Annotated in this window: 21 protein-coding genes and 2 pseudogenes; 20 read left to right on the top strand and 3 right to left on the bottom strand. The window is 54.5% G+C overall.

The genetic code is table 11. The features are described from left to right. Nucleotides 1-2: 2 nt before the first annotated feature. The 7 genes from glmS to PSH90_RS27245 all read left to right on the top strand — a co-directional run bounded on the left by glmS (nt 3) and on the right by PSH90_RS27245 (nt 11,670). Nucleotides 3-1,835 carry a glutamine--fructose-6-phosphate transaminase (isomerizing) gene (gene glmS, locus PSH90_RS27275; RefSeq protein WP_056791089.1) on the top strand — a complete coding sequence of 611 codons (1,833 nt, stop codon included), beginning with the start codon at nt 3-5 and terminating at the stop codon, nt 1,833-1,835. 281 nt (nt 1,836-2,116) lie between these two features. Beyond that, nucleotides 2,117-2,971, top strand: a complete 855-nt coding sequence (locus PSH90_RS27270) for a TnsA endonuclease N-terminal domain-containing protein (RefSeq protein ID WP_160767909.1) — start codon at nt 2,117-2,119, stop codon at nt 2,969-2,971. Continuing rightward, nucleotides 2,968-5,136, top strand: coding sequence for a Mu transposase C-terminal domain-containing protein (locus PSH90_RS27265; RefSeq protein ID WP_160767910.1), 2,169 nt, complete (start codon nt 2,968-2,970; stop codon nt 5,134-5,136). Before PSH90_RS27270 ends, PSH90_RS27265 begins: the two co-directional genes overlap by 4 nt. Continuing rightward, on the top strand, nt 5,133-6,584 hold the full coding sequence (locus PSH90_RS27260; RefSeq protein ID WP_160767911.1) for an ATP-binding protein: 1,452 nt from the start codon (nt 5,133-5,135) through the stop codon (nt 6,582-6,584). The genes PSH90_RS27265 and PSH90_RS27260 overlap by 4 nt, the downstream gene beginning before the upstream one ends. Before the next feature lie 15 nt (nt 6,585-6,599). Continuing rightward, nucleotides 6,600-8,267, top strand: a complete 1,668-nt coding sequence (locus PSH90_RS27255) for a TnsD family Tn7-like transposition protein (RefSeq protein ID WP_160767912.1) — start codon at nt 6,600-6,602, stop codon at nt 8,265-8,267. Between the two features lie 396 nt (nt 8,268-8,663). Further along, nucleotides 8,664-10,295, top strand: a complete 1,632-nt coding sequence (locus tag PSH90_RS27250; protein WP_236248966.1) for a TniQ family protein — start codon at nt 8,664-8,666, stop codon at nt 10,293-10,295. Nucleotides 10,296-10,710: 415 nt separating this feature from the next. Beyond that, nucleotides 10,711-11,670 carry an SAVED domain-containing protein gene (locus PSH90_RS27245; RefSeq protein ID WP_305381874.1) on the top strand — a complete coding sequence of 320 codons (960 nt, stop codon included), beginning with the start codon at nt 10,711-10,713 and terminating at the stop codon, nt 11,668-11,670. Here PSH90_RS27245 and PSH90_RS27655 read toward each other — a convergent pair. After that, a pseudogene (locus tag PSH90_RS27655) lies at nt 11,565-11,879 on the bottom strand (hypothetical protein); the annotation flags it as partial. The gene PSH90_RS27245 and the pseudogene PSH90_RS27655 sit on opposite strands and share 106 nt — an antisense overlap. Continuing rightward, complete coding sequence (locus PSH90_RS27240; RefSeq protein ID WP_160767913.1) at nt 11,845-12,165, bottom strand: hypothetical protein; 321 nt, start codon at nt 12,163-12,165, stop codon at nt 11,845-11,847. The gene PSH90_RS27240 and the pseudogene PSH90_RS27655, both read right to left, overlap by 35 nt. A 117-nt stretch (nt 12,166-12,282) precedes the next feature. Here PSH90_RS27240 and PSH90_RS27235 point away from each other — a divergent pair. Beyond that, nucleotides 12,283-12,441, top strand: a pseudogene (locus PSH90_RS27235) (IS3 family transposase); the annotation flags it as partial. On the opposite strand, the gene PSH90_RS27230 reads toward PSH90_RS27235, so the two are convergent. Further along, nucleotides 12,434-12,925 carry a hypothetical protein gene (locus PSH90_RS27230; RefSeq protein ID WP_305381873.1) on the bottom strand — a complete coding sequence of 164 codons (492 nt, stop codon included), beginning with the start codon at nt 12,923-12,925 and terminating at the stop codon, nt 12,434-12,436. The pseudogene PSH90_RS27235 and the gene PSH90_RS27230 overlap by 8 nt on opposite strands. A gap of 83 nt (nt 12,926-13,008) precedes the next feature. Here PSH90_RS27230 and PSH90_RS27225 point away from each other — a divergent pair, with 83 nt between their 5' ends. The 12 genes from PSH90_RS27225 (at nt 13,009) to hrpT (ending at nt 22,012) form a co-directional block, all read left to right on the top strand. Beyond that, nucleotides 13,009-13,536, top strand: a complete 528-nt coding sequence (locus PSH90_RS27225) for a Rap1a/Tai family immunity protein (RefSeq protein WP_160767915.1) — start codon at nt 13,009-13,011, stop codon at nt 13,534-13,536. Nucleotides 13,537-14,154: 618 nt separating this feature from the next. Beyond that, the gene (locus tag PSH90_RS27220) at nt 14,155-14,979 is read left to right on the top strand and encodes a sigma 54-interacting transcriptional regulator (RefSeq protein WP_236248968.1); all 825 of its coding nucleotides are present in this window, start codon (nt 14,155-14,157) and stop codon (nt 14,977-14,979) included. Nucleotides 14,980-15,214: 235 nt separating this feature from the next. Further along, nucleotides 15,215-15,493, top strand: coding sequence for a hypothetical protein (locus PSH90_RS27215; RefSeq protein WP_160767917.1), 279 nt, complete (start codon nt 15,215-15,217; stop codon nt 15,491-15,493). Nucleotides 15,494-15,584: 91 nt separating this feature from the next. Next, a complete protein-coding gene (locus tag PSH90_RS27210; RefSeq protein ID WP_160767918.1) occupies nt 15,585-16,643 on the top strand; it encodes a hypothetical protein in 1,059 nt (352 codons plus the stop codon). Between the two features lie 5 nt (nt 16,644-16,648). Next, nucleotides 16,649-17,032, top strand: coding sequence for a type III secretion system inner rod subunit SctI (gene sctI / locus PSH90_RS27205; protein WP_160767919.1), 384 nt, complete (start codon nt 16,649-16,651; stop codon nt 17,030-17,032). Between the two features lie 11 nt (nt 17,033-17,043). Continuing rightward, on the top strand, nt 17,044-17,874 hold the full coding sequence (gene sctJ / locus PSH90_RS27200) for a type III secretion system inner membrane ring lipoprotein SctJ (RefSeq protein WP_160767920.1): 831 nt from the start codon (nt 17,044-17,046) through the stop codon (nt 17,872-17,874). Further along, on the top strand, nt 17,871-18,437 hold the full coding sequence (locus PSH90_RS27195; protein ID WP_160767921.1) for a hypothetical protein: 567 nt from the start codon (nt 17,871-17,873) through the stop codon (nt 18,435-18,437). The genes sctJ and PSH90_RS27195 overlap by 4 nt, the downstream gene beginning before the upstream one ends. Further along, nucleotides 18,409-18,981 (top strand): type III secretion system stator protein SctL, encoded by a 573-nt coding sequence (sctL, locus tag PSH90_RS27190; RefSeq protein ID WP_305381872.1) that lies wholly within the window; start codon nt 18,409-18,411, stop codon nt 18,979-18,981. The genes PSH90_RS27195 and sctL overlap by 29 nt, the downstream gene beginning before the upstream one ends. Before the next feature lie 78 nt (nt 18,982-19,059). Continuing rightward, entirely contained in the window at nt 19,060-19,281 is a 222-nt protein-coding gene (locus PSH90_RS27185; protein ID WP_049827156.1) for a hypothetical protein, read from the top strand. Next, nucleotides 19,268-19,711 (top strand): hypothetical protein, encoded by a 444-nt coding sequence (locus PSH90_RS27180; RefSeq protein WP_160767923.1) that lies wholly within the window; start codon nt 19,268-19,270, stop codon nt 19,709-19,711. The genes PSH90_RS27185 and PSH90_RS27180 overlap by 14 nt, the downstream gene beginning before the upstream one ends. Nucleotides 19,712-19,733: 22 nt before the next feature. After that, on the top strand, nt 19,734-21,812 hold the full coding sequence (gene sctC / locus PSH90_RS27175; protein ID WP_370695151.1) for a type III secretion system outer membrane ring subunit SctC: 2,079 nt from the start codon (nt 19,734-19,736) through the stop codon (nt 21,810-21,812). Beyond that, the gene (gene hrpT, locus PSH90_RS27170; protein ID WP_160767924.1) at nt 21,809-22,012 is read left to right on the top strand and encodes an HrpT family type III secretion system protein; all 204 of its coding nucleotides are present in this window, start codon (nt 21,809-21,811) and stop codon (nt 22,010-22,012) included. The genes sctC and hrpT overlap by 4 nt, the downstream gene beginning before the upstream one ends. The last annotated feature ends 2 nt before the right edge of the window (nt 22,013-22,014 follow it).

The raw sequence follows: 22,014 nt of genomic DNA, 5'->3' as shown, positions 1-22,014 counted from the left end.
CCATGTGTGGCATTGTCGGCGCTGTAGCTGAACGTAATATCACCGCCATCCTTCTCGAAGGCCTGAAGCGCCTCGAATACCGGGGCTATGACAGCGCCGGTGTGGCGGTTTATACCAATGACCAGACCCTGGAACGCATGCGCCGTCCGGGCAAGGTCAGTGAGCTGGAAACCGCCCTGACCGAACAGCCGCTGTCCGGTCGTCTCGGTATCGCCCACACCCGTTGGGCGACCCATGGCGCGCCGTGCGAGCGCAACGCTCACCCGCATTTTTCCGGTGACATTGCAGTGGTGCACAACGGCATCATCGAGAACCACGAAGCTCTGCGCGAACAACTCAAAGCCTTGGGTTACTCTTTCAGCTCGGACACCGACACTGAAGTCATCGCGCACCTGCTGACCCACAAGCTCAAGGAACAACCGGACCTGACTGCCGCGCTCAAAGCGACCGTCAAGGAACTGCATGGCGCCTACGGTCTCGCAGTGATCAACGCACAGCAACCGGATCGTCTGGTCGCCGCGCGCAGTGGCAGTCCATTGGTGATCGGCCTGGGTCTGGGCGAGAACTTCCTCGCTTCCGACCAACTCGCTCTGCGTCAGGTCACTGACCGCTTCATGTACCTGGAAGAAGGCGACATCGCTGAAATCCGTCGCGACAGCGTGCAGATCTGGGACGTGAACGGCAACGCTGTCGAGCGCCAGACCGTGCAGTACACCGATGGTGCCGAAGCCGCCGACAAGGGTGAGTTCCGCCATTACATGCTCAAGGAAATCCACGAGCAGCCGGCCGTGGTCCAGCGCACCCTCGAAGGTCGCCTGGGCAACAATCAAGTGCTGGTTGAGGCCTTCGGTCCACAAGCTGCCGAGCTGTTTGCCAAAGTACGCAACGTGCAGATCGTCGCCTGCGGCACCAGCTATCACGCCGGCATGGTCGCGCGTTACTGGCTCGAAGAACTGGCCGGTATTCCGTGCCAGGTGGAAGTCGCCAGCGAATTCCGTTATCGCAAAGTGGTGGTGCAGCCGGACACGCTGTTTGTGACCATCTCGCAGTCCGGCGAAACCGCTGACACCCTCGCGGCCCTGCGCAATGCCAAGGAGCTGGGCTTCCTCGCCAGCCTGGCGATCTGCAACGTCGGCATCAGCTCGCTGGTGCGCGAATCCGATCTGACCCTGTTGACCCAGGCCGGCCGCGAAATCGGTGTGGCCTCGACCAAAGCCTTTACCACGCAACTGGTCGGCCTGTTGCTGCTGACCCTGTCGCTGGGACAGGTGCGCGGCACTCTGGCCAACGGCGTCGAAGCCACACTTGTCGAAGAACTGCGTCGCCTGCCGACCCGTCTCGGCGAAGCGCTGGCGATGGACAGCACCGTGGAAAAAATCGCCGAGCTGTTTGCCGAGAAAAACCACACCCTGTTCCTCGGCCGTGGCGCGCAATTCCCGGTCGCGATGGAAGGTGCCTTGAAACTCAAGGAAATCTCCTACATCCATGCCGAAGCCTACCCGGCCGGCGAGCTCAAACACGGGCCGCTGGCACTTGTGGATAACGACATGCCAGTGGTGACCGTCGCGCCGAACAACGAACTGCTGGAAAAGCTCAAATCCAATCTCCAGGAAGTCCGCGCTCGCGGCGGCGAGTTGATCGTGTTCGCGGATGAGAAGGCTGCGATGACCAACGGCGAAGGTACCCACGTGGTGCAAATGCCGCACATCCACGACATTCTCTCGCCGATCCTTTATACGATCCCGTTGCAACTGTTGTCGTACTACGTCGCCGTGCTCAAGGGCACCGACGTCGATCAACCGCGCAACCTGGCGAAATCGGTCACCGTGGAATAAGTTATCCACCGTTGATCTAAGCTCTTGGTTTTGAACAATATAGATTGACACTAATCAATATAGTTTGACACGCGGAAACATAGATTGACACAAGGCTGAAACCCCCGTATCTACGGGGGTTTCTTCTTTCCAGGCTTTCCTTTGGTCTGGATTCATCGCTTCAGTTTTCAGCGGGTGTAGTCTAGAAATGCTTTAAATATGGTCGCTACGGTGGTCATGTTCTTCTACGACTTTTTCTCGGCAAGAGGTGAAGCGGTCCACATAGACTGAGGAGGCGTGGGTTGCGAGGTCGTAAGTTTGCATCACAGCAGGACATTGATCGGCACATTGCAAATGGATTTGGCGGAGGCGCCGGGGCGAGCTACGTGCCTTGGCTGCGGGTACAGGACGTTCCTTCGATCGGTCGTTCGCACAAGATTCAAGGCGTCAAGATCGACAGGATCCATCACTTGCTGTCAGATCTCGAGCGTTCTTACTTCCTTGTGTGTGAATTTTCAGAAGACGTCGTGGATATTCGTGAGCAATACCCATTGCTCCCCTCAGAGCGGGCGCAAGCAATAGCAACGTCTATAGATGTACGCTTCCCCCGGTACCCTAGAACAACGCTACCTTATGTGATGACGACCGACTTTCTACTAACTGTTAAGGACCAGAATGGAAATTTCAAGTCGGTAGCTAGAACTGTGAAGTATCGTTCTGATTTAGTAGGTAAAGGAAATAAACGCACGCTTGAAAAACTTGAGATTGAAAAGCGCTTTTGGCAGGGTCAAGGTGTCGATTGGAAAATCGTCACAGACGAGTTTTTTACACGAGATCTGATTAAAAACCTTGGGCTAATCAGAAAATACTCAAAACTCCCTCGTGATTTAATGAAAGTATCGCTGCATTCTAATTTTATTGATTGCTTGGCAAACAGCCGGGGATATCCGTGGACTTTGGCCACCTGTTTGAGAAAAATTGCATCCCTTCTGTCCATCTCCTATATCGACGCCCAAGCAATACTCTTCCATCTGGTTTGGAATAAGGTACTGAAAATCGACTTGGTAAGCTCTCCTCTACATCTTACTGGGCTAGTTCCTGACTTCGAAGTTATCCAGAACTCTATCGATATTTCGGCGAAGGAAAAAATGTCATGAATTTGTTCGTAAATGACGTTTTTGAGCCTGTTACCGGTTTGTCAGTTATTGGTACGATCGTTAGGCTCATTTACCTTGATGAAATGCATGACGTGGCTGTTGTGATTGACCTAGCTGATCCTCCCAGGCAGCCATACGCTATTAGTCTTGAAGAGCTGCATCGATCGGTATCCGGTGGTGATACGAAACCAGTGACCATCGCCACACCCGAGTTCATGCTTGTGCTTGAGGATCAGTTGGACGAGGCAGCCAAGCTGGGCCGAGACGAAAAATGGGCCATCATTGCCCCTCTGCTAGATCCTGACTACCCAGGGCGAATATTCGCACGGGGGGAATTGGGCCCGTTGGTTAGCAAAAGAGCTTCAGACTTGGGGATTCAGCGGAAGAAGATTTATCGGCTTCTTTACCGTTATTGGATCTATGGTCAAATCCGAAACTCCTTGCTTAAGAATTATTCAGCGGTAGGTGTTTCCGATAGAAAATATGATCCGAGTAAGCCTCCAGGTCGAAAGCCTAAATTTCAAGGCGTTCTTACGTCGTCCTCCAAGATGCTTAGTGATGTTGATAAAAAGTGTATTCGTGTTGGGTATGCGCTTTACGTGAAAGATAAAAAATCATCTATTTCGAGCGCATATGACGAAATGTTGAGAAGATTCTACTCTGTTCGAGATATCTCGAAAAACAGCGAAGAAGAACTTCATTTGCTTCCGAGTTCAGAAATACCCAGCTTGAGGCAGTTTAGATATTGGGGCCAAATCTTTTTTGACGAAATAGAAACTGAGCGTGGCCGTAAAGGTTTGAGGAGGTGGCTGAAAGACTGCCGCCCGCTTTCAGGTACTGTTCGCGATTGGCTGCGCGGACCATGTCACCAGTTTGAAATCGACGCAACTATTGCCGATATTTATTTGGTCAACAGCTACTCTAGACGGATGCTAATAGGCCGCCCCGTAGTTTATATCGTAGTGGATAGCTTTTCCGGAATGATCGTTGGTCTCTATGTGGGGTTGGAAGGCCCCAGTTGGAATGGGGCGAGGCAGGCGCTATTCAACGCGTTTACTTCAAAGGTCGCGTTTTGCGCGCAAAACGGCGTTGAAATCAACGCAGAAGACTGGGATTGTCACCACTTGCCCCACCAGATTTATGCCGACAGGGGCGAGATGCTCTCACTGGCAGCAGAAGGGCTTTCGTCAGGCTTGGGGATTGAGATGGGCACTGCCCCGCCATATCGGCCGGATTGGAAGCCTATGGTAGAGAGTCGGTTTGGCATTTTGAATGATCTGACGGGCATTAGATGGCTACCTGGCGGGGTAGCTGCGCGTGATAAAGAGCGAGGCGAGCGAGACTACCGGCTCGATGCCACCCTCACGCTTAGAGAATTCACACAGATCCTCATCAACTGCGTGCTCCACTATAACCGGCATCATCGTCAGCCTGACCGGCTGACGCAGGCAATGATGAATGACGGCGTTGAACCAACACCCAGCGGAATATGGAGTTGGGCTTGCGAGAACGATCTGGTCGAATCTAACAAACGCCCCGACGAGATGGTTTACCTCCACCTCCTGCCCCGAGAGCGCGCGACCGTTCAAAAGCGTGGAGTGATGTTTCGCGGAATGCACTACGTGTGTGATATGGCCGTAGAGAAAAACTGGTTTGCCAAAGCTCGCAAAGGGGGAGTTTGGTCAATAGAGTGTTGGTTCGATCCGAACTCTGCTGCGCACATTTGGATCCAGGGTGATGCCAAGCAGTTTATCCGTTGTGATCTTCGACAATCGGATGCCAGTTACGCGAACTACCGCTCGGACGAAATTTTTGACCTGCTCGAAGCCTATCGCCAGAAACCACCAGCTCACCGACGAGCTGAGCTGGAAAGCCGTGTGCAGCTTAGCGATCAAGTCCATCAGATCATCACCAATGCCCTTTCTGAAAGAGAGCTGGAGCCTGCTCCTCCCACCAAGGCCGAGGCCACAGGAAACATCCGCGAAAACCGCGCCGAAGAACGGCTCCGTGAGCGTGAAAATGCTGTTGTACCAGCAGGTGTCAGGGCTGAGCCAGCTTCTCAACAATCTGAATCGACGCCGACAGCGCGTGACTCATATGCCGGCGAGCGCACCGCGCAGGTTATCGATTTGCTCAAAAGAATTCGGCCAGGACAGGCGCAATGAAAGGTGCACAGACGTTTGCCAATTACGTCAAACAGGATATTCGTGAGTATGCCGGAAATCCGCTAATTGAAGCTTTGCCTCCAATACTCTCGGAGGCGACGGCTATAGAGCTGATCTCGAATTTTCCTCAGCCGGTGGATCCGAAAGAGCTGAGCCTCGAAGGAGCCACTCGTATTCACTGTATCGACCGTTTGAGAACAGTGGTACAGCCGTTTCTGTTGCACTTGGAACTGGAGGCTCTCTTCTCGCTGCTCATCCGTCGAGGGTATGTTGGGCGTAACCCGATGTCGCCCGCTACCGTCCGGCATTTGCATTCTTTATCCGGTGCTCAGCGTTACCACGATGCGTTCAAATCCACCGCAGAGACATTTACCGTCGTCGGCCTGAGCGGCATTGGAAAGTCGACGGCACTTCACGCCATTTTGAGCCTTTATCCACAGACAATCCGTCATGAGCGCTATGAAGGCAGACAGTTTGTTCATACCCAAATCACTTGGCTGAAGCTTGACTGCCCTCGGGATGGATCACTGGCTGGGTTTTGCCAGCAGTTTTTTTATGCGGTTGGGGATGCTCTAGGGGACAAGGACTACCACAAGCGCTACAGGCACCGAAACATCAATGATGCGCTGCAACAAATGGAGCAGGTGGCGAGTACATTTTTCATCGGCGCCTTGTTGATCGACGAGCTGCAAAACCTCCACCTGGCGAAAACTGGTGGTAAGGAGAGCATGCTGAATTTTTTTCTGCACTTGGTTAACAACATCGGTATTCCGGTCGTTTTCAGTGGCACGAACTCGATGATTAGCCTGTTCTCAGAAGTGATGCGTACGGCCCGCCGAGTCTGTGGAGCCGGTACGCTTGAATTCAAACGCTTCGAGAAAGATGATGAGGAGTGGCGGTTGTTGGTCGAAAATCTTTGGAGCTATCAATGGTGCAAGCAGACCGCTGAGCTGACCGACGAAATTTTAGACACACTGTATGAGCACACCCAAGGTGTCACAGATTTCCTGGTCAAGCTGCTGGTATTGAGTCAGCGATACGCGGTTCAGAGTGGCTCCGAGTGTTTGACTGCCGAGACTTTGGTGAAGGTCAGCAACTCAAAAATGCAGATTCTCAAGCCAGCCCTTTCGGCTCTGCGTAGCCGAGATCCGAAGCGCATGCGGCAGTTCGACGATTTGCTTCCGATTGAGGAGCAACTGAACGAAATGATGGTTTTCGACGGGTTGGCACGAGCGGACCGCCTTTCCTTACTTCGAAGCGTTGTTTCCCGTGAAAAGCCGGCAGATGCATCTCCCGCGAAAGAGCGCCAATCGCCGGTTGCTGCTGCAGTGGAAAGCTCAGAGGCTAAATCGTTAAGTGAACACAACAATCCTCTCGATGCGTTGCGAGCTGCGGACTGGCTTAACGAGGATCTATTTGAGTTCTCGCCGATGTATCAAAAAGAGTAAGTAGGGGGTGATGAAGTGCACCTTAAACTCCATTTCTTCCCCACAGCGTTTCCAGACGAAACGCTGCACAGCCTGATTTCTCGCTATGCCAGTCTTTGCGGTGTTCGTAGTATCCGAGCCGCGTTCTCCGGCCTGAAATCGGCGGCGGCATTTTCACAGAATGTCGCCTTCCCAAGTCATCTTAGGGATTTTGTCGAAGCGCTACCCAGCGGTACCGAGCTATCAGTAGCCGAGATTCTTATGCGCCACACGTTATTACCCTACTACGCGCCATTTTTGAGTATGCGCCAGGTAGAACATGCTCGTATGTTGATGACCGCTGATGGCAAAGGCCTGATGCTGAAGCTGGGTGTCAACGCGAGCCGTATTGAATTCGCCTCTAGAGTGCGGTTATGCGAAGAGTGTATTGCCCAAGATCAGGTACAACGGGGGGTCGCTTACTGGCATAGGGTTCACATGCTTCCGGGCGTGCTGGTCTGTCCGCATCACGGCACGTCACTCAGGATCCTTGATCATCGCTGGTCCAGCCGCAACTCTCGACAACTCACACTGCCGAGTGACGAGCATGTCCAAGCACACACGATACCTCTTGATATCCCGTCGGTGTGCAAGCCGCCGCTCCACGATATAGCGTTGCGCTCGCTTCAGATCCTTGAATCTGAAGTCAGTGCGTTGTCGGCAGATACGATGCGCTACACGTTTATGCAAAAGGCAACACAGCTTAATCTTGCCTCTGGAAACCACCGTTTATATCTGCAACTGCTGGCACAGCACATGACCAATTTTTTTGCAGCACTGCCTCGAGATTGGGAGTTTGCTGTACTCGGGAACGTCGGTGGGGATATACCCGCCACATGGGTCACGAAGCTGCTTCGTAAGCCAATCACCTCTCATCATCCGCTCAAATACATTCTGTTAGCCGGTGCACTGGACGTTGACATGGCGAGGTTGCTGCATGAACAACGCCCGCTGGAGCGGGAAGTGGCGTCTGGTCCGAAAACACACATGCGGCTACCCAGGCGCGATCTACCGGAGACGTCGAGTAAAGGACTGGACTGTTCGTTGACCGCTGTATGGGAACATGCCCTTGAGGGAGCTGATGCCAAAAAGATTGCTGCCGTTTTAGGTGTCTCATTGGCGTGCGTCTATCGCCGCATCCGCAGCGTACCTGGCGGTCAAGATGCTTGGAGGAAGGCTCGATTTCAAATTCAGCTATGTGCAAGACGCAGGGTCTTCGAGGCCGATTACCGTTTGCAAAAAGCACATGCGTGCAAGGGGTACGCTTGGCTATATCGAAATGACAAGCAGTGGCTGTCGAGATCAACTACAAACCCAAGTATCCATCGCGCACCCCGAATCAATAGCTCAGAGATGTTCGCTTCTCTCGATAACAGACTAGCCGGGGAAGTACGGCACTGTGCTGATGTACTCTATCGTTTTAAAGGTAAGCCGGTCCGCGTGTCACGTACCAGAATTGGGAGAGAACTTCATGTTCTGTCTCGCTTCGAAAAGCAGCTCAGCAAGCTTCCTCTCTGTGCAGCAGCGCTTGACAAGGTATGTGAATCAGTTGAAAGCTTTCACGAACGGCGTTTACGGTGGGCTAGGCGCAAACTGCTCTCGGAGGGCAAGTCCGTGACGCGTTCTTCGCTCTACAGGCTCGCGAGCATACGGCTAACGGTGTGATCCAGCCGGTAATAAATCATCATTCGACACCCCGCATTCAACTCTTTGTGCCGCAGGGCATTCCACAAAAATCCGTTTACTTCTCAAAAATAGCTGGCATTAAGCTACGTAGGTCGCGATATGAGAAGTATGTTTCATCTAGCGATCAGAATAATCTTGATTGTATATTCCTCACGCGTTCAACTTGCGGGAGCTGGATTATCGATACGTGTTTTTGATTCAATGAATACTGCTACGATTGCGGTTGGGTAATCCATCAAAATTCGGAGCAGGGTGACACCCTATCGTGTGGTCATTTCAGAGAGCCTAACCCCAGTACAAAATTTAATGTGCAATCTATATACTCCATCTTGGATCCGCGTTTTTCTTTAACCCTACTTTGTTAATCGGTAAATGATGTCTGAACTACTATTTTTCCCTGTATCGATGCCGGATGAAATGCTGCACTCTCGCGTCACCCGCTATCACTACCTGTCAGGGAATAGAACAGCGGCGGAAACCTACCGTGATTTATTCGCATCTAAGCCATTTAGCATCGGTGGCATCGTGCCTCAGCAGATTGAGAAGCTTGCCGACAGGCTACCAGGGCAGCTGGAGAGCAATCTTGCAGAACTTATCAGTAACAACACGACGTTTCCTGCGTACAGACCTTTTCTAGGTGTGAGGCAAGGACCGGAGGACCATTCTGGATCGCACGCTTTTGATGGGGTGGTACGAATTCCTCGCCGCGAAGAGTCCATCCATGGGAAAGCTAAGCTTTGCCCTACCTGCGTTCAGGAGGATTTGATCGATTGCGGTTCTGCCTACTGGCATCGATCACACCATATACCCGGTGTTTCAGTCTGTTGGCGCCACGGGGACTCGCTGATCCATGCTTGCCCCAAGTGCTCCCACCCTTTCTATCGAAAATTGAAGCTGCTTCCAAATCTGACTGAACCATGCGCATGCGGGTGGAATCCGCTTAACGCTAAGACGACGCATAAGGGCTCGGATCTGGAGAAGAAGGTCGCGCTATTCGCGCATGATATCTTGCAACGAAAGATCCCGCCAATAGGTAGCGCGGTATTGAGCTCTTGCTATGTGCGGCAATGTAAGAAACGTGGATTTGTATTTGGAAACAATGCGGGCATTGCGAAACTTTTTGATAGTATTCAAAGTGCTTATGGCGATGAGTATTTAGCGCAAATTGATCCGGCCTACAATAATGGAAAGCATGAGCAATGGATTAGGCTGAAGTCAGACAAGGGTCAGCTTAATATGCCATTAGCGCGACATTTGATTATCGCGCTTCATTTATTTTCCAGTGCTGATGATTTCGAGGGAGCGTTGAAGAATGAGTCTATCCTGCTAAGTGCTTCGAGTTCGCCACGACCTTCTAAAAATGAAGATGCGCATTCCGGTAAAATGATTAAGTACCGTCAAAAAATCGAGATGCTTTTGGCGCTGCGCTCCGAGGCTGATGTGGAGTACCTTTGGAAAAAAGCCTATAAACCAACTCATTGGCTAATGGAAAATGATAATGCATGGCTGATCGCAAAACTTCGCATGCCTAAGAAGGTTGCCGTTAAGGTTGAGAAGACTATCGACTCAAGAGACGCTGGTTATGCAGCCCTTATTGAAGCGGGCGTGGATGAGTTGTATAGCGTTGCGAAAGATCCTAAAAGGGTGAACATTAGAAATTTGCAGACGCTGCTCCCAAACTCGTTACCTCACGGCCTAGAACTGCGTAAGCAGAGGTTCCCTCTTACTTATCACCAGATCAAGCGTCACCAAGAGTCAGTGTGGTATTTCCGATTAAGGACATTGGTGTGGAGCATCTCTGAAATCATAAGAATGAAGCTGCCGGTGAACTATTCGACTGTAAGATTGACCTCGGCGGTAGCAAGCAAAGTTTTCTTGGTTTTTTCCAGCTTCTTCGAGTGGGATCTGGAAAGCTTGGCGAGAACAGGCGTGGATGCAGAGGCCTTGCTCAAGTCTACCGGAGTATCGAGAGACTGGGAGGGACCGCCGATTGCGATTAGCTTCTGAGGGCATCTGCGCTCTATCCGCCCCGAAAACGCCCTCAGGGGCTGGAGCGATAGCTTTAAGAACCGATTATCGCGCATCGGGTTCTTTAGCTGGTTCTTGTGGGGGGCGCATGGAGATTGATGTCGTTTGGTTTTTGAGCGAGATATGTATCGAAATTAGCGAGTTTATGTCTTCTGCATAAAATCGCTAATTTCGATACATACGCTTCTGGTCAGCACCATAACCCATCAGCATTTGCCAGAAATCGAAAGCTGCCATCACTCCGTTTCGATGAGTCAAAAAAAGCGTCTTGGTCAAGACGCCTCGGCATTAATCACCCTCAAATCTCTCTTGAAATCGCGGCAAATGACCTTAATATGATCTTATCTTGCCATCATCGTTTTCAATCATGGATGTTTCTCGGGGGTAGGTCGAAATGGCAGAACCAGAAGACGCTAAGCCCGCGAGTGGGCGCTTTAACACGAATGATGAGACGAAGCGGATCGTATGGACACAGACCGCTGGTCATTGCGAACTGTGCGGCACAGATCTAACGTTCGACTATCGTGCCGGCAAGCCAATGAAATGGGGCGAAGTGGCGCATATCCTACCCGCCAGTCCCAAGGGGCCTCGGGGACGCGCGGATCATGATGCTGAGGGGCACACGAACGATACTGCTAACCTGATGCTCCTGTGCCCAGGCTGTCATGACAAAATTGATCGTGACGCAGATGGTTACCCTGAAAATGACTTGAGTGGTTTGCACCAAGCATACATAGAACGCATCCGAATCGCTGCAACGACCCCCGATGGTGGCAGAGCCATTCTCCTAATTGTCCAGAGTCAGCATTTCCAGACTTTCAACGACATTCCCGTTCGCGATCTGTTGACTGCGATGTCTGCTGAAGGACTAACGGCCTTCGATCAAGGCATCAAAATCACTTTCCCTGCGCCCGGACCGCGAGGTAGGGACGCGACCTATTGGCAGAACATCAAAGACAGCGTCCAGTATGAGCTGGAGCAGCAACTCAGGCGTCGCGGCGGCACCTATGGCGATGCGCCTGCACTAGCTGTAGTGGGCTTGGCCGATATTCCAGCTTTGATGATGTTGGGTCAGAGCATCGGCGACCGTTCTAAACGCTTGATCTTCTCTTTTAACCGCGAGCATCTTCTGCGCTGGCCCGATCAGTCCGCTGAGCCGCCCAAGTTTCTGTTTACTCCTCCGCCGGACGGTGATGGCCCACTGGCGCTAGTGCTCTCCATTTCTGCGCAAGTTCCAATTCGCGACGTGACTGACGCCTTACCGGCGAGAATGGGAGCTTCAGCTTTCAGTGACTTTACTACGCTTGGAATTTTGCTGACCAAGTCTCCAGGCTTGTTCTCAGTCCAGCGTTGAATCCAATCCACGCCGTAGTACGGCGAATACACCTGCAAGCAAAGTCTGCCCGTCGGCATATCCGCGCTCATCATCCAACCATCTCGGTAATCGGAACGCCGTTTAGTCACCGGCAGATCCGCCACCCTGATGTATTTTTTATCCGGTCGCTTAACGTGAACGTATTCGCTGATCTCATAGATGGACAGGCCAAAAACGACGGTCCCTATCGAATGGTTGCTTCAGGTCGATTGAGCCAAGTCGGCCACCTCGAAGTTTTACATTGGGAAAATAGCGACCTTTGATTTGAATTTTGAGCGTCAGGCCGTCCCTCGTTTCTGTCGCGTCATAACCGGCCTGCCTGGCAAGCTCCAGTTCAAGATCTAAAATCCGCGCAGCCTCGAATTCCGCGATCTCGCCGGTTACTCCCAACGGCTTGCCCGTAAGATGGTAATAGCGCCTGGCGAGTACCTTGGCGTCTCGAAGGATCTGGAAAACCTCATCGGTCGCGTTCATCGTCTTTCGTTCGTGTCGTAGCTGCATTGGTAAAGCGTTCAATGACTGTCCCCGGCCAGCATGATTGGGCAATGAACGATTTCCTAGATCAGCATTCAACGAGTCGTGTGTATTGGAGTACCGACCACGGGTTACCGAACGGCTCAAGAAGCCCAGCGCGATATCAGCCATTTCTTGATGCATCGGTACAACTGGGTTCGACCCCATCAATTCAATGGTGGGCTGGCGCCAGCTCGGGCCGAAGAAAAACTTAACGTCGTGTCCGGGATTAGTTGACCACTACAAAGTCGACCTCGATACCATCGGGTCTAGCTTCATCACCCCTTTCGGGGTGCAAGGAAGCGATTAGTTTCTTGAGCTGGCCATTCTTACTGACCAGAATCGTCACCTCTACCTCCCGAGCGGGCTTGTCAGTGTCATCTGCAGGATCCAGGGCGCGGTAGCGATGATACGTATCGCCGTCCTCTGAAGAATCTCGAGAGTCGTTAGCGTCCGGCTCGGTCACCGGGCCAAGCGGTTTCAGCAAGGACGCGAGCCGGTTTTTGCTCAGCCCCTTGGGAAGCTTGAAGCTACCCACCTTAATGGGCGTGCGGGCGCCGCGCGAAATATGTGGAGGGAAAGATTGAAAATGAGTCTGCGGAACGCGTGGTCCGCGTGGTCCGCTTGGACGAGCTGACGGCTTGACTTGCTCATCTGCGGCAGGCAGGTGCCCTGTTGGATGAGTGAAGAATGAGGGGCCGATGCTTTTGGACGGGTTCATGAGTCGGGACCTTTGACTGAATCACTTAGCCTGAGTAGTCAACGCGCTGCAAAAGGTTCCACGGGCTTGATGGACGCGCGGGAATGCTCGCCGAAAAAAATGTGCATCAGCGTGGAACCGTTTTTCAGGCACTGACCACTCAGCATTCAGATCACCACGGGATCGGATCGATGGCGGATGACAGATTTTCCATTGCGCAACCTACACACAGGGACTTGCACGCGCGCGAAGGCGGTGTCACCAGGCGTCGTCTCCGGAAAAACCGTTTGATGTGTTCAGTCTGCGTGGGCGGGACGTTGATGCTCGCAGGGTTGTGCGAGACGACCCAAGGGGCTTTTTTCAGCGGGCATGATCTGCAGGTGCCGCTGCGGGAAATTCGCAAGGGGCAGCCATTGTCCCTGGCGCAGATGCAGGCATTGGGTTATGTCCAGGGTGTCTACGATGCCAATGCAGGCTTGTTGTTTTGCAGTCGGGAGGATGTCGATGCAGGGCAGGTAGTCAACGCTGTTAATGCCTACCTGTTCAACCATCCGGAAGTGTTGAAACAGCCGGCCAGTGTAGGGCTCACTGCAGCGATGATTTCTCAATGGCCCTGTAGGCACAGAGGCTAAAAGTTTTCAAATACTCTTATTCACTGGCAGTGATACGATTTTATACTGTGATGTAAAGAGCCCTCGGGTGGTGGCCATGTAAAAGCATATAAGTAATCATCGTGTGACAGTCTGATTGTGCTTGGAAACTTGCGGAAGATAAGTTATAGATAATAGCCATTCATAAAACTGTCACCTACGACAGTTACTCTCGCCTGCCGTGTCGTAAAGAGCCTTGTCAGAGGTCGCTTTTGGTGATGCGTAAGGCATCTAAAGCGATGCTTTCAGAGAAAAATCGATATTAATTGCGCACTATATCGCGCACTGTTGAAATATAAATTTTATCTGAACTTTTGTTGTCTGTTTTTGTCTACGTTACGCAAGCTTTTTCAAGCGACCTGTCCCCTCCAAATTCTCTTGCTGCTTTATGTTGAGAGTAGAAGTGTCCTTTGAAAATGGTACCACTTGAGTGATGCGACCTGAGTAGTTTGCCATTGCAAACTGCCTGTCAGGGGGTCGCGATACTGGATGTAAGTGCGAAGAGGGTACTCCAACATGGATAAACGCGAGTTTGAATCAGACCTTAAGGAAATTGCCTATTTTGGCGATTTCGCAGACTTGCAGTACCTGGCTACCAACATGGCCCCCCTGAATATTGATGTGCTGCTGGTTGGCGAAACAGGCACCGGCAAGGACACCCTCGCGAGACAGATTTACCGTTTATCGCGAAGGCGTGGTGCCTTCGTTGCGATGAACTGTGCGGCCATCCCGGAGAGTCTGGCCGAGAGCGAATTGTTTGGTGTGGTCGGCGGCGCTTACACCGGCGCCAGTAAATCACGCAGTGGTTATGTCGAGGCTGCCCAGGGCGGTACGTTGTACCTGGATGAGATTGACAGCATGTCGCTGTCGTTACAGGCCAAGCTGCTGCGTGTGCTGGAAACCCGTGGCGTTGAACGCTTGGGATCGACTGAGTTCATCCCGGTGGACATGTGCGTCATCACCTCTTCGCAACGCCCCCTTGAAGAGTTGGTTGAAGAGGGCACCTTCCGTCGCGATCTTTACTTTCGTCTCAGTGTGGTCAGCATCAAGATGCCGCCGCTGCGTGAGCGTCGCGAACAAATTATCCCGTTGTTCAATCGCTTCCTGGCCAAGCAGGCATCGCTGGTCGGTCGACCGGCCCCGGTAATGACTCCCGCTATGACCCAACAGCTGCTTGCACACACCTGGCCGGGCAATATTCGTGAGCTCAAATCCAGCGCCAAGCGTTACGTGCTGGGCTTCTCGCCGCTTGCTGAGCCTTGCTCACCGGAGCCATTGCAGCTCAAGGCGCAGTTGCGGGTCGTTGAACGTATCCTCATTGATGAAGCCATGAAGCGCCATCAGCAAAGCGTAGAAGCGGCCAGTTTCGAACTGGGTATTCCGAGCCGCACGTTGTATCACCGCATCAAAAGTCTTTCAGTCTGACACCACGCTCTTTCCTGCCTATTTCTTTTCTGCCCTTGCGTCTCCCGGTTTTCTGACTGGCGGTAGACAGTGGGTTTCCATGTCCCGCAGATCCGCTGCTGTCAGCGGGATGCAAAGTCCTCAGATTAAACGTGGAACTGCTTTCAACCTCATGCCCACTCATTGAACAGGGCCGGCGCTTGAACCCTGCCGGGCCTGAGTTCCTACATCAATCATTCCGCTGAGGTGCAAGATTATGGAAAGCTTTTTCAACAGCATGAACAACATGGGCAACAGCTTTAGCAGCAACATCAAAGCCGCTACTGCCGGTACCGACGGTGGCTACGAAAGCGACTCTGCGGAAAACGCCGGGCGCATGACCGACGCCACGGGTGCTGCGGACTCCAAAGTCACCAACGCGGGCATCAAGAAAATCGAGACCGACGCCAAGAACACTGTCGAGGCGATGAGCCAGGACAGCGACCTCAAGCACCTCAGTAACGTCGCTTCAACCGCCAAGGGAATCAATTACTGATCATTCAGGCGGCGGCTTTGTCCCCTCAGTGGAGGTGCGACATGGCCCCGCCCGCACTCTGGATGTCTGATTACAAAGAGGACGTATAGGCATGACCATTTCGATAAATCTTGAGAACAGTCGCCCGACCAGTTTCAGTAATGAGCAGCAGACGCGTAATTCCCCCAATGCAACAGGAGGTAGCCAACGCCCGCAGAGCACGGACGCTGCCCTGGACACTCTGGTCAAGTCGATGACCGATGACAAAGGGCAGGTCAACAGCGAAAACCCGCTGGTAAAACTGCTTACCCAACTGATGGAGAAGCTGGGATCGCAAAACCAGGCTGCTGGCGGTCAGGGCTCCAGCGGTATGTCTGATCAAAAACCTGCTGCCGGTTCCGTGAAGGACATGAGTCCTGACGATCTGCTAAAACTTTTGAGCCAGTTATTGGGCGGTAGCACGGGCGGTGCAGGCAGTGCAGGGGCTGGCAACGGTTTTGGTGGCGGCAACGGTGGTATGGGCGGCGGCGGTGCAGCTGGCGGTGCCGGCGGCGGTAGCGATGCGCTCTCGTCACTGCTCGGTGGACTGGCAGAGCAGAAGCTAGGCAGCCTGTTGGAGCCTGCGAAGGGTGACTCGGGTGGCGCAACGTTCAATCCGGACGACAAAGCCCTGTTGCAGGAGGTCGCTAACTTCATGGACCAGCATTCGGATAAATTCGAAAAGCCCCATGATGCCAGTGGCAATGTCAAATCCTGGTCGGATGAACTTAACGAAAAAGGCAAGGACGGCAAAGCAGATAACTTCCTCAACAGCGATGAAACGTCCAAATTCAAGGATGCTATCGCCATGATTGGCCAGGCTGCTGGCAGCGGCACAGCACCCGCTTCAGGGATGCTGGCTAACAGCGCAATCCCCATCTCTCCGGATCAAGGCAGCGGCAGTGGTAGCGGTGGTGGAGGATTCGGTGGCGGTGCCGTGGGCGGTAGCGGCGGTTTCGGCGGCGGCAACGGGACGGTGACCATGGGCCTCGATGATCTGCTCAAGCTGTTGCAGGGGCAGGGTCAGGACGGCAATACCACTCAGGGTTCTGGTCCAAAGGCTCAGGATCAAGCGCTGCAGCAGGATGCCCAGAATACAGCCGGTTCGATCATGAACAAGCTGTTCAGCTGATAACCGTGAAGGAGGTCGATATGACGATTGGGAAACTTGAAAACAGCTCGGCCTCCGACACGGCGCTCAAGCCGGAAGCGGAGCTGGATAACCCGACGCAAGGCGATGCTGACTGGTTCAGGGCTGCCATGCAAAGGCCAGAGCCGACTCAGGGTGCGGGGGCTTTTTCGGAGCAGGTGATGGACCCGCTGACGCGCAAGGCACTGTCCCTGGAGGATATGTCCAGGGACGCTGGCAAGGCGCTGCGCGAGGCGTCGCTGCATTCGGACCCCAAGAAGTTCATGGAAGCGACCCGGGCACTGAGCGATTACTCGCTGCAAACTTCGTTGTCGGTGAAAATGATCAGCAAGGGTTCGCAAGCCTTGGACAAACTCACCAACATGCAGTGATGGGTGGGCTGATGAGGCATTTTCTGCAATACCTGAGCCTGATCGGGATGGCGCTGATGCTGGGGGCTTGCGGTGATCAGATCGAACTGCACGGCAAGCTTTCTGAAAACGATGCCAATGATGTGATCGCCGAGTTGTCGAGCAAGAACATTGACGCCAGCAAGCGCAGCAACAAAGAAGGGGTCAGCGTTCTGCTGTCCGCCTCGGACATCAATCGAGCGGTGCGGGTGCTGGAGGCGGCGGGTCTGCCACGGCGCACGCGCACTAATCTGGGTGAAATCTTCAAAAAGGAAGGGGTGATCTCCACACCTCTTGAAGAGCGCGCGCGTTACATCTACGCATTGTCACAAGAGCTGGAGTCGACGCTGTCGCAAATTGATGGCGTCATTGTCGCTCGCGTACACGTGGTGCTGCCAGAGCGGGTAGCGCCTGGCGAGCCTGTGCAGCCAGCCTCGGCAGCCGTGTTCATCAAACACGCTGCGAGCCTTGATCCGGATACCGTGCTGCCGCGAATCCGGCGAATGGTCGCCAGCAGTATTCCCGGCATGGCAGCGGCGGTGGATAACACCGAGAAACTGTCGGTGGTCTTCGTCAACGCACGGGCCTACCAGGAGGAGCAAGTTCTGGTTCATTACGGACCGTTTATGGTGCCAGAGCAGGAAGTTGGCGCTCTCAAAGGCATGATGCTGGGTGGCGCGTTGGGGATTTTCGTTTTATTCGCGGGTTTGATTCTGTGGCTACGCCCGGCGTTACGCCACAAATTGCTTGAGCTGGTGGGCATGCGTTCGGCACCCAGGGCACCAGGTACCGCTGTTGGCCGGTTTGACGAGCGCGGGGCATGAATCCGGCACTGGGGCAGCAGTGGCTGCAATGGTGGGCTCGGCCCTGGCAATGGGCTGACGCCAGTTGGTCTGAAGTGATAAGCGAACGACATTTGAGCGATGCCCAGTTTGCCTGGTTATCAGCGGTGCACCCGGATCGTCTGGGTGTTGCATTCGGTGTTCAGGCCAGCAGCCCGTCGCGCCCGGACCCGATGATCGTCAGCTTGCTCGAAGCCGGCGAACATCGGGAGTCATTGCTCGCTGTTGTCGAGCATCTGTGCACCGCGCGGGCAACGCGACAACTGCCGGATGAAAATCTGCGGCCCTGGTGCCGAAGCGTGGCCAAAGCGTTACGACCGGGCAGCTGGTTGCCTGACGAGCCAGTCGACCCCTTGCAATTGCTCGCCCAATGGCGCGGCGAAGCGCAGTGGCAGCGGCTAAGGCTGCTTTGGCCCCGGACTGCCGCAAATGCCATAACTGCATCACCCTGCGCGGAGCCCAAGCGTCTGGATATGCTCTGGCGCGCCGCGTTGCAACGTGTTCTGGAGGAGCCTGATGTTCATTCGTCGCACGCTCAGTTTTGATGCTGCGCAGCCTGGCGTTGCCGAGCCATTGCTGCGTCGCGAATATTTCAGCGATGTGGTGCTTGCCAGTGAGCACCTTGCGCGTGCTCATGTACAAGCCGAGGCTTTGCTCACCGATGCACGGGCTCAGGGTGAGCAACTGGTGGCCGATGCTCAAGCGCAATTCTGGGCCCGCGCCAATGCAATGCTGGAAGACTGGGAGGCCGAACGGCAGGCCCAGCGTGAGTCGTTGGTCGAGCAGGCCCGGAGCCTGTTGAGCCAGACGCTGACCAGTCTGCTGGGCACGCTGTCTGACGAAGAGCGCGCATTGGCACTGGTGCGCCAGATTGCCCAGAGTCAGACACGTCCGGTGCGCGCCACATTGCGTTGCTCGGTGGACCTCCACGAGTCGGTCGATGTCTGGCTGCAGCGACAACCGCACACTCACTGGCAGCTCGAACGCGACACCGGCCTCGCTCCCGGTACGTTCTGGCTGAGCACTGAAAGCGGCGACTTCAGCCTCGACTGGGAACGGTTGCGTGAGCGCGTTCTAGAACTTGCGTGATCAATATCATCAGTGAAGGAACTGTTCTGTCAGGCGTGACCACTCATCGATAGTCATCCCATTTCGAGAGAGCACGCCATGTCAACCAATGCCCTGGAAAGACGACTGGACAACAACTACGACCGAGCCAGCCGCAACTACGAATACGCGAGCGAAGCCGCTGCCGACGATCCTAGTGTCGAGAACATGCAGGCCATTTTCGAGGAAACCATGAACACCACCTCGGCCAATTTCGCGCTGACTCAAGCTCTGAGCGCGAAGCATGGCATGACCAAGTCGGTGCTTGATGGCTTCCAGTGAGCTGTACACCCAGCTAGAAGCCTGCCGCTGCGAGGCTGGCGGGCTTTTCGAGTGCTGGGTGGACGGGGTCAGCATCCAGATGCAAAACCACGGCGGCGGGTTCTTCTGTCGTGTCGCACTGCCTGGGCGCATGGGCACACACAATGATCAGCTCGCCCCCCTGTTGCGCCTTGTCGAAGCCAGCCTGATGGGTAAAGACCCGATTGCCCTGGCTTATGACCGTCACAAACAACGTGCCTGCCTGGTGCTTTGGCTGCCCCCCGATGTCGACACTGCGGCGCTGGTCGCCACCGTTGAAAACCTGGCCAACCAGCAAGCCGCCTGGGCGCTGGTACTCGCCGAACAGGCCCCGCGCAAAACGGCAGGCCGACCCGCCATGCCCGCGTCGCTGGGTCTGGGACTTTTGCACAGAGGATTGATGAATGGGTAAAACTGCCTGGACCTGCCTGCCGTTGATGGCCGCGATGCTCTGGGCCACGCCCACATTTGCTGTCGTACCTGAGCAATGGCGCGACACCCCGTATGCCTACGACGCCAAGAATGCTCCATTGAGCCAGGTCCTCAAGGATTTCGCCGAGAGTTTCGGCGTCAAGCTGGAGATGGAAGACATCAGCGGCACCGTCAATGGGCGGATGCGCAGCGAAAGCCCGGAGGCGTTTCTCGATCGCCTTGCGCTGGAGCACCAATTTCAGTGGTTCGTTTATAACAACAGCCTGTACATCAGTCCGCTTGATCAACAGCAATCCAAACGTATTGAAGTGGATGAAAAGTCAGTCGATGACCTCAGCCAGGCATTGACCGATGTCGGCTTGCTCGATCCGCGCTTCGGCTGGGGCGCTCTGCCCGAGCAGGGTGTGGTGCTGGTGCGGGGGCCGCGTCGTTATGTGGAGTTGATCGAAGACTTCAGTAAGAAGCAGCAAAGCCGCGATGAAAAACAGGAAGTCATCTACCTGCCGTTGCGCTATGCGAACGCTGCCGACCGGCCGATCAAATACCGTGGCGAAAGCCTGAAAGTCGATGGCGTCGCCACGCTGTTGCGAAACCTGCTGGAACGTCGCTCCTCAATGGGCGGCGGGTTGACCTCTGATGCCCTGCGCACCGGCACGTTGCCCTTGGCAGGCATGGGTGGGATGAGCACGGGTTTCGGCGCTGACGCGAGTAATTTCCCGCAATTGTTCGACGACTCTGTCGCCAGTAATTTCAGCGGCAAGAATTATGTGGCACCTACCGAAGACGAGCGGCGCTCTACGCGCTCGCGCAATCACATTCGGGTTGAGGCGGACGTGCGTAACAACGCCGTGCTGATCTACGACGATCCCGAGCGGCGTTCGATCTACAAGGATCTGGTCGAGGAGCTGGACAAGCCACGTAACGTGATCGAGATCGACGCGATTATTGTCGACGTTGACCGCAACTCCATGGATGAACTGTCCAGCAACTGGGGGTTGAGCGCCGGTAACTTCAGCGGCGGCGCGAGCATCGCCGAGAACGGCCGCAGCTCGACGATGTATGTTCAGGATCGGGACAAGTTCTTTCTGGGCTTGCGCGCACTGGAAGGTAAAGGATCGGCCACGATCATCGGCAATCCTTCGGTACTGACCCTGGAAAACCAGCCAGCGGTAATCGACTTCAGCCAGACCGAAATTCTTGAAGCCATCGGCGAGCGGGTTGCCAATTTTCAGCCGCTGACAGCGGGCACCAGCCTGCAGGTTATTCCGCGTTCAATCACGGCTTCCGGTGCCAAAGACCAGATGATTCAGATGGTCGTCGATATCGAGGACGGGCAGATTCAGGAATCCAATATCCGCGCCGAGCAGCCTTCGGTGCGCCGTGGCAACGTCAGCACCCAGGCGGTCATTGCCGAGAAGGCCTCGCTGGTGGTGGGCGGTTTTCATGTCTATGAAAACAACGAGCGTCGCAAGAAAGTGCCTTATCTGAGCGCGATCCCGATTATCGGCAAATTGCTGTTCACGGCCAGCGAGCGCAGTGAGTCAAATCGCGAACGCTTGTTCATCCTGACACCGCGCCTGATTGGCGACCAGGTTAATCCGATGCGCTACGTCGACTACGCCAACCCCAATCACGTGCAGGATCGTCTGGACAAGATCAAAAAGCGCCGCGAAGGCACCGAGCGACCCAACCGCACGGTGGTCACCAAAGCGCTGAGCGAGATGATTCAGGGCACGTTGCCTGCGGGCTTTACCGCTGCGGCCATACCTCTGCGTCCCGAAACATTGTGCGATGGCAATCCTGACCTGCAACTCGATCCACGGCGTGCGCAATGGTATGCCGGCGATGCAGGGTTTGGTGTCGCCGTCGCGCTGGTACGCAACCCGACCGACAAGCCGCAACGCGTTGATGAAGCCAGCTGTGGCGGTCGTTATGCGGTCGGCGTGAGCGTCTGGCCAAGTGCCTGGGTGCCGTCGGGTGGCGAGGCCGAGGTGTTCATTGCCTTGCGTCCGCCCAAGGTCAACAGCGGCGCGCCGCAACGTCGTTCATTGCTCACTACTGTGGAGGTCAGCCAGCCATGAAAGCTGTCTTGCTCGCTGTCACCGTGATGTTGTTGGCCGGTTGCTCGTCTTTTGGCCACCGCGGGTGCGCCAAAGAGGCGTGTGACCGGCCTGTTTCCAACGACCGTGAGGTTGTTATCTGGTGGCCGTCGGATATGCGCGACGGCCTCGGCCTGGGGGATGAACAGGTCGATTTCACTCGAGTGCCCTTGGAGGATTAACG

Origin of the sequence: Pseudomonas sp. FP1762, assembly GCF_030687105.1 — a bacterium.
In the GTDB taxonomy this organism is placed as follows: Bacteria; Pseudomonadota; Gammaproteobacteria; order Pseudomonadales; family Pseudomonadaceae; genus Aquipseudomonas; species Aquipseudomonas siliginis.
This window is presented reverse-complemented; position numbering and strand designations above follow the sequence as displayed.

Coding starts and splice junctions, on each gene's coding strand:
- glmS (WP_056791089.1), top strand. CDS start 3: ATGTGTGGCATTGTCGGCGCTGTAGCTGAACGTAATATCACCGCCATC.
- PSH90_RS27265 (WP_160767910.1), top strand. CDS start 2,968: ATGAATTTGTTCGTAAATGACGTTTTTGAGCCTGTTACCGGTTTGTCA.
- PSH90_RS27260 (WP_160767911.1), top strand. CDS start 5,133: ATGAAAGGTGCACAGACGTTTGCCAATTACGTCAAACAGGATATTCGT.
- PSH90_RS27250 (WP_236248966.1), top strand. CDS start 8,664: ATGTCTGAACTACTATTTTTCCCTGTATCGATGCCGGATGAAATGCTG.
- PSH90_RS27245 (WP_305381874.1), top strand. CDS start 10,711: ATGGCAGAACCAGAAGACGCTAAGCCCGCGAGTGGGCGCTTTAACACG.
- PSH90_RS27240 (WP_160767913.1), bottom strand. CDS start 12,165: ATGAACGCGACCGATGAGGTTTTCCAGATCCTTCGAGACGCCAAGGTA.
- PSH90_RS27230 (WP_305381873.1), bottom strand. CDS start 12,925: ATGAACCCGTCCAAAAGCATCGGCCCCTCATTCTTCACTCATCCAACA.
- PSH90_RS27225 (WP_160767915.1), top strand. CDS start 13,009: ATGCTCGCCGAAAAAAATGTGCATCAGCGTGGAACCGTTTTTCAGGCA.
- PSH90_RS27220 (WP_236248968.1), top strand. CDS start 14,155: ATGGCCCCCCTGAATATTGATGTGCTGCTGGTTGGCGAAACAGGCACC.
- PSH90_RS27215 (WP_160767917.1), top strand. CDS start 15,215: ATGGAAAGCTTTTTCAACAGCATGAACAACATGGGCAACAGCTTTAGC.
- PSH90_RS27210 (WP_160767918.1), top strand. CDS start 15,585: ATGACCATTTCGATAAATCTTGAGAACAGTCGCCCGACCAGTTTCAGT.
- sctJ (WP_160767920.1), top strand. CDS start 17,044: ATGAGGCATTTTCTGCAATACCTGAGCCTGATCGGGATGGCGCTGATG.
- PSH90_RS27195 (WP_160767921.1), top strand. CDS start 17,871: ATGAATCCGGCACTGGGGCAGCAGTGGCTGCAATGGTGGGCTCGGCCC.
- sctL (WP_305381872.1), top strand. CDS start 18,409: ATGTTCATTCGTCGCACGCTCAGTTTTGATGCTGCGCAGCCTGGCGTT.
- PSH90_RS27185 (WP_049827156.1), top strand. CDS start 19,060: ATGTCAACCAATGCCCTGGAAAGACGACTGGACAACAACTACGACCGA.
- PSH90_RS27180 (WP_160767923.1), top strand. CDS start 19,268: ATGGCTTCCAGTGAGCTGTACACCCAGCTAGAAGCCTGCCGCTGCGAG.
- hrpT (WP_160767924.1), top strand. CDS start 21,809: ATGAAAGCTGTCTTGCTCGCTGTCACCGTGATGTTGTTGGCCGGTTGC.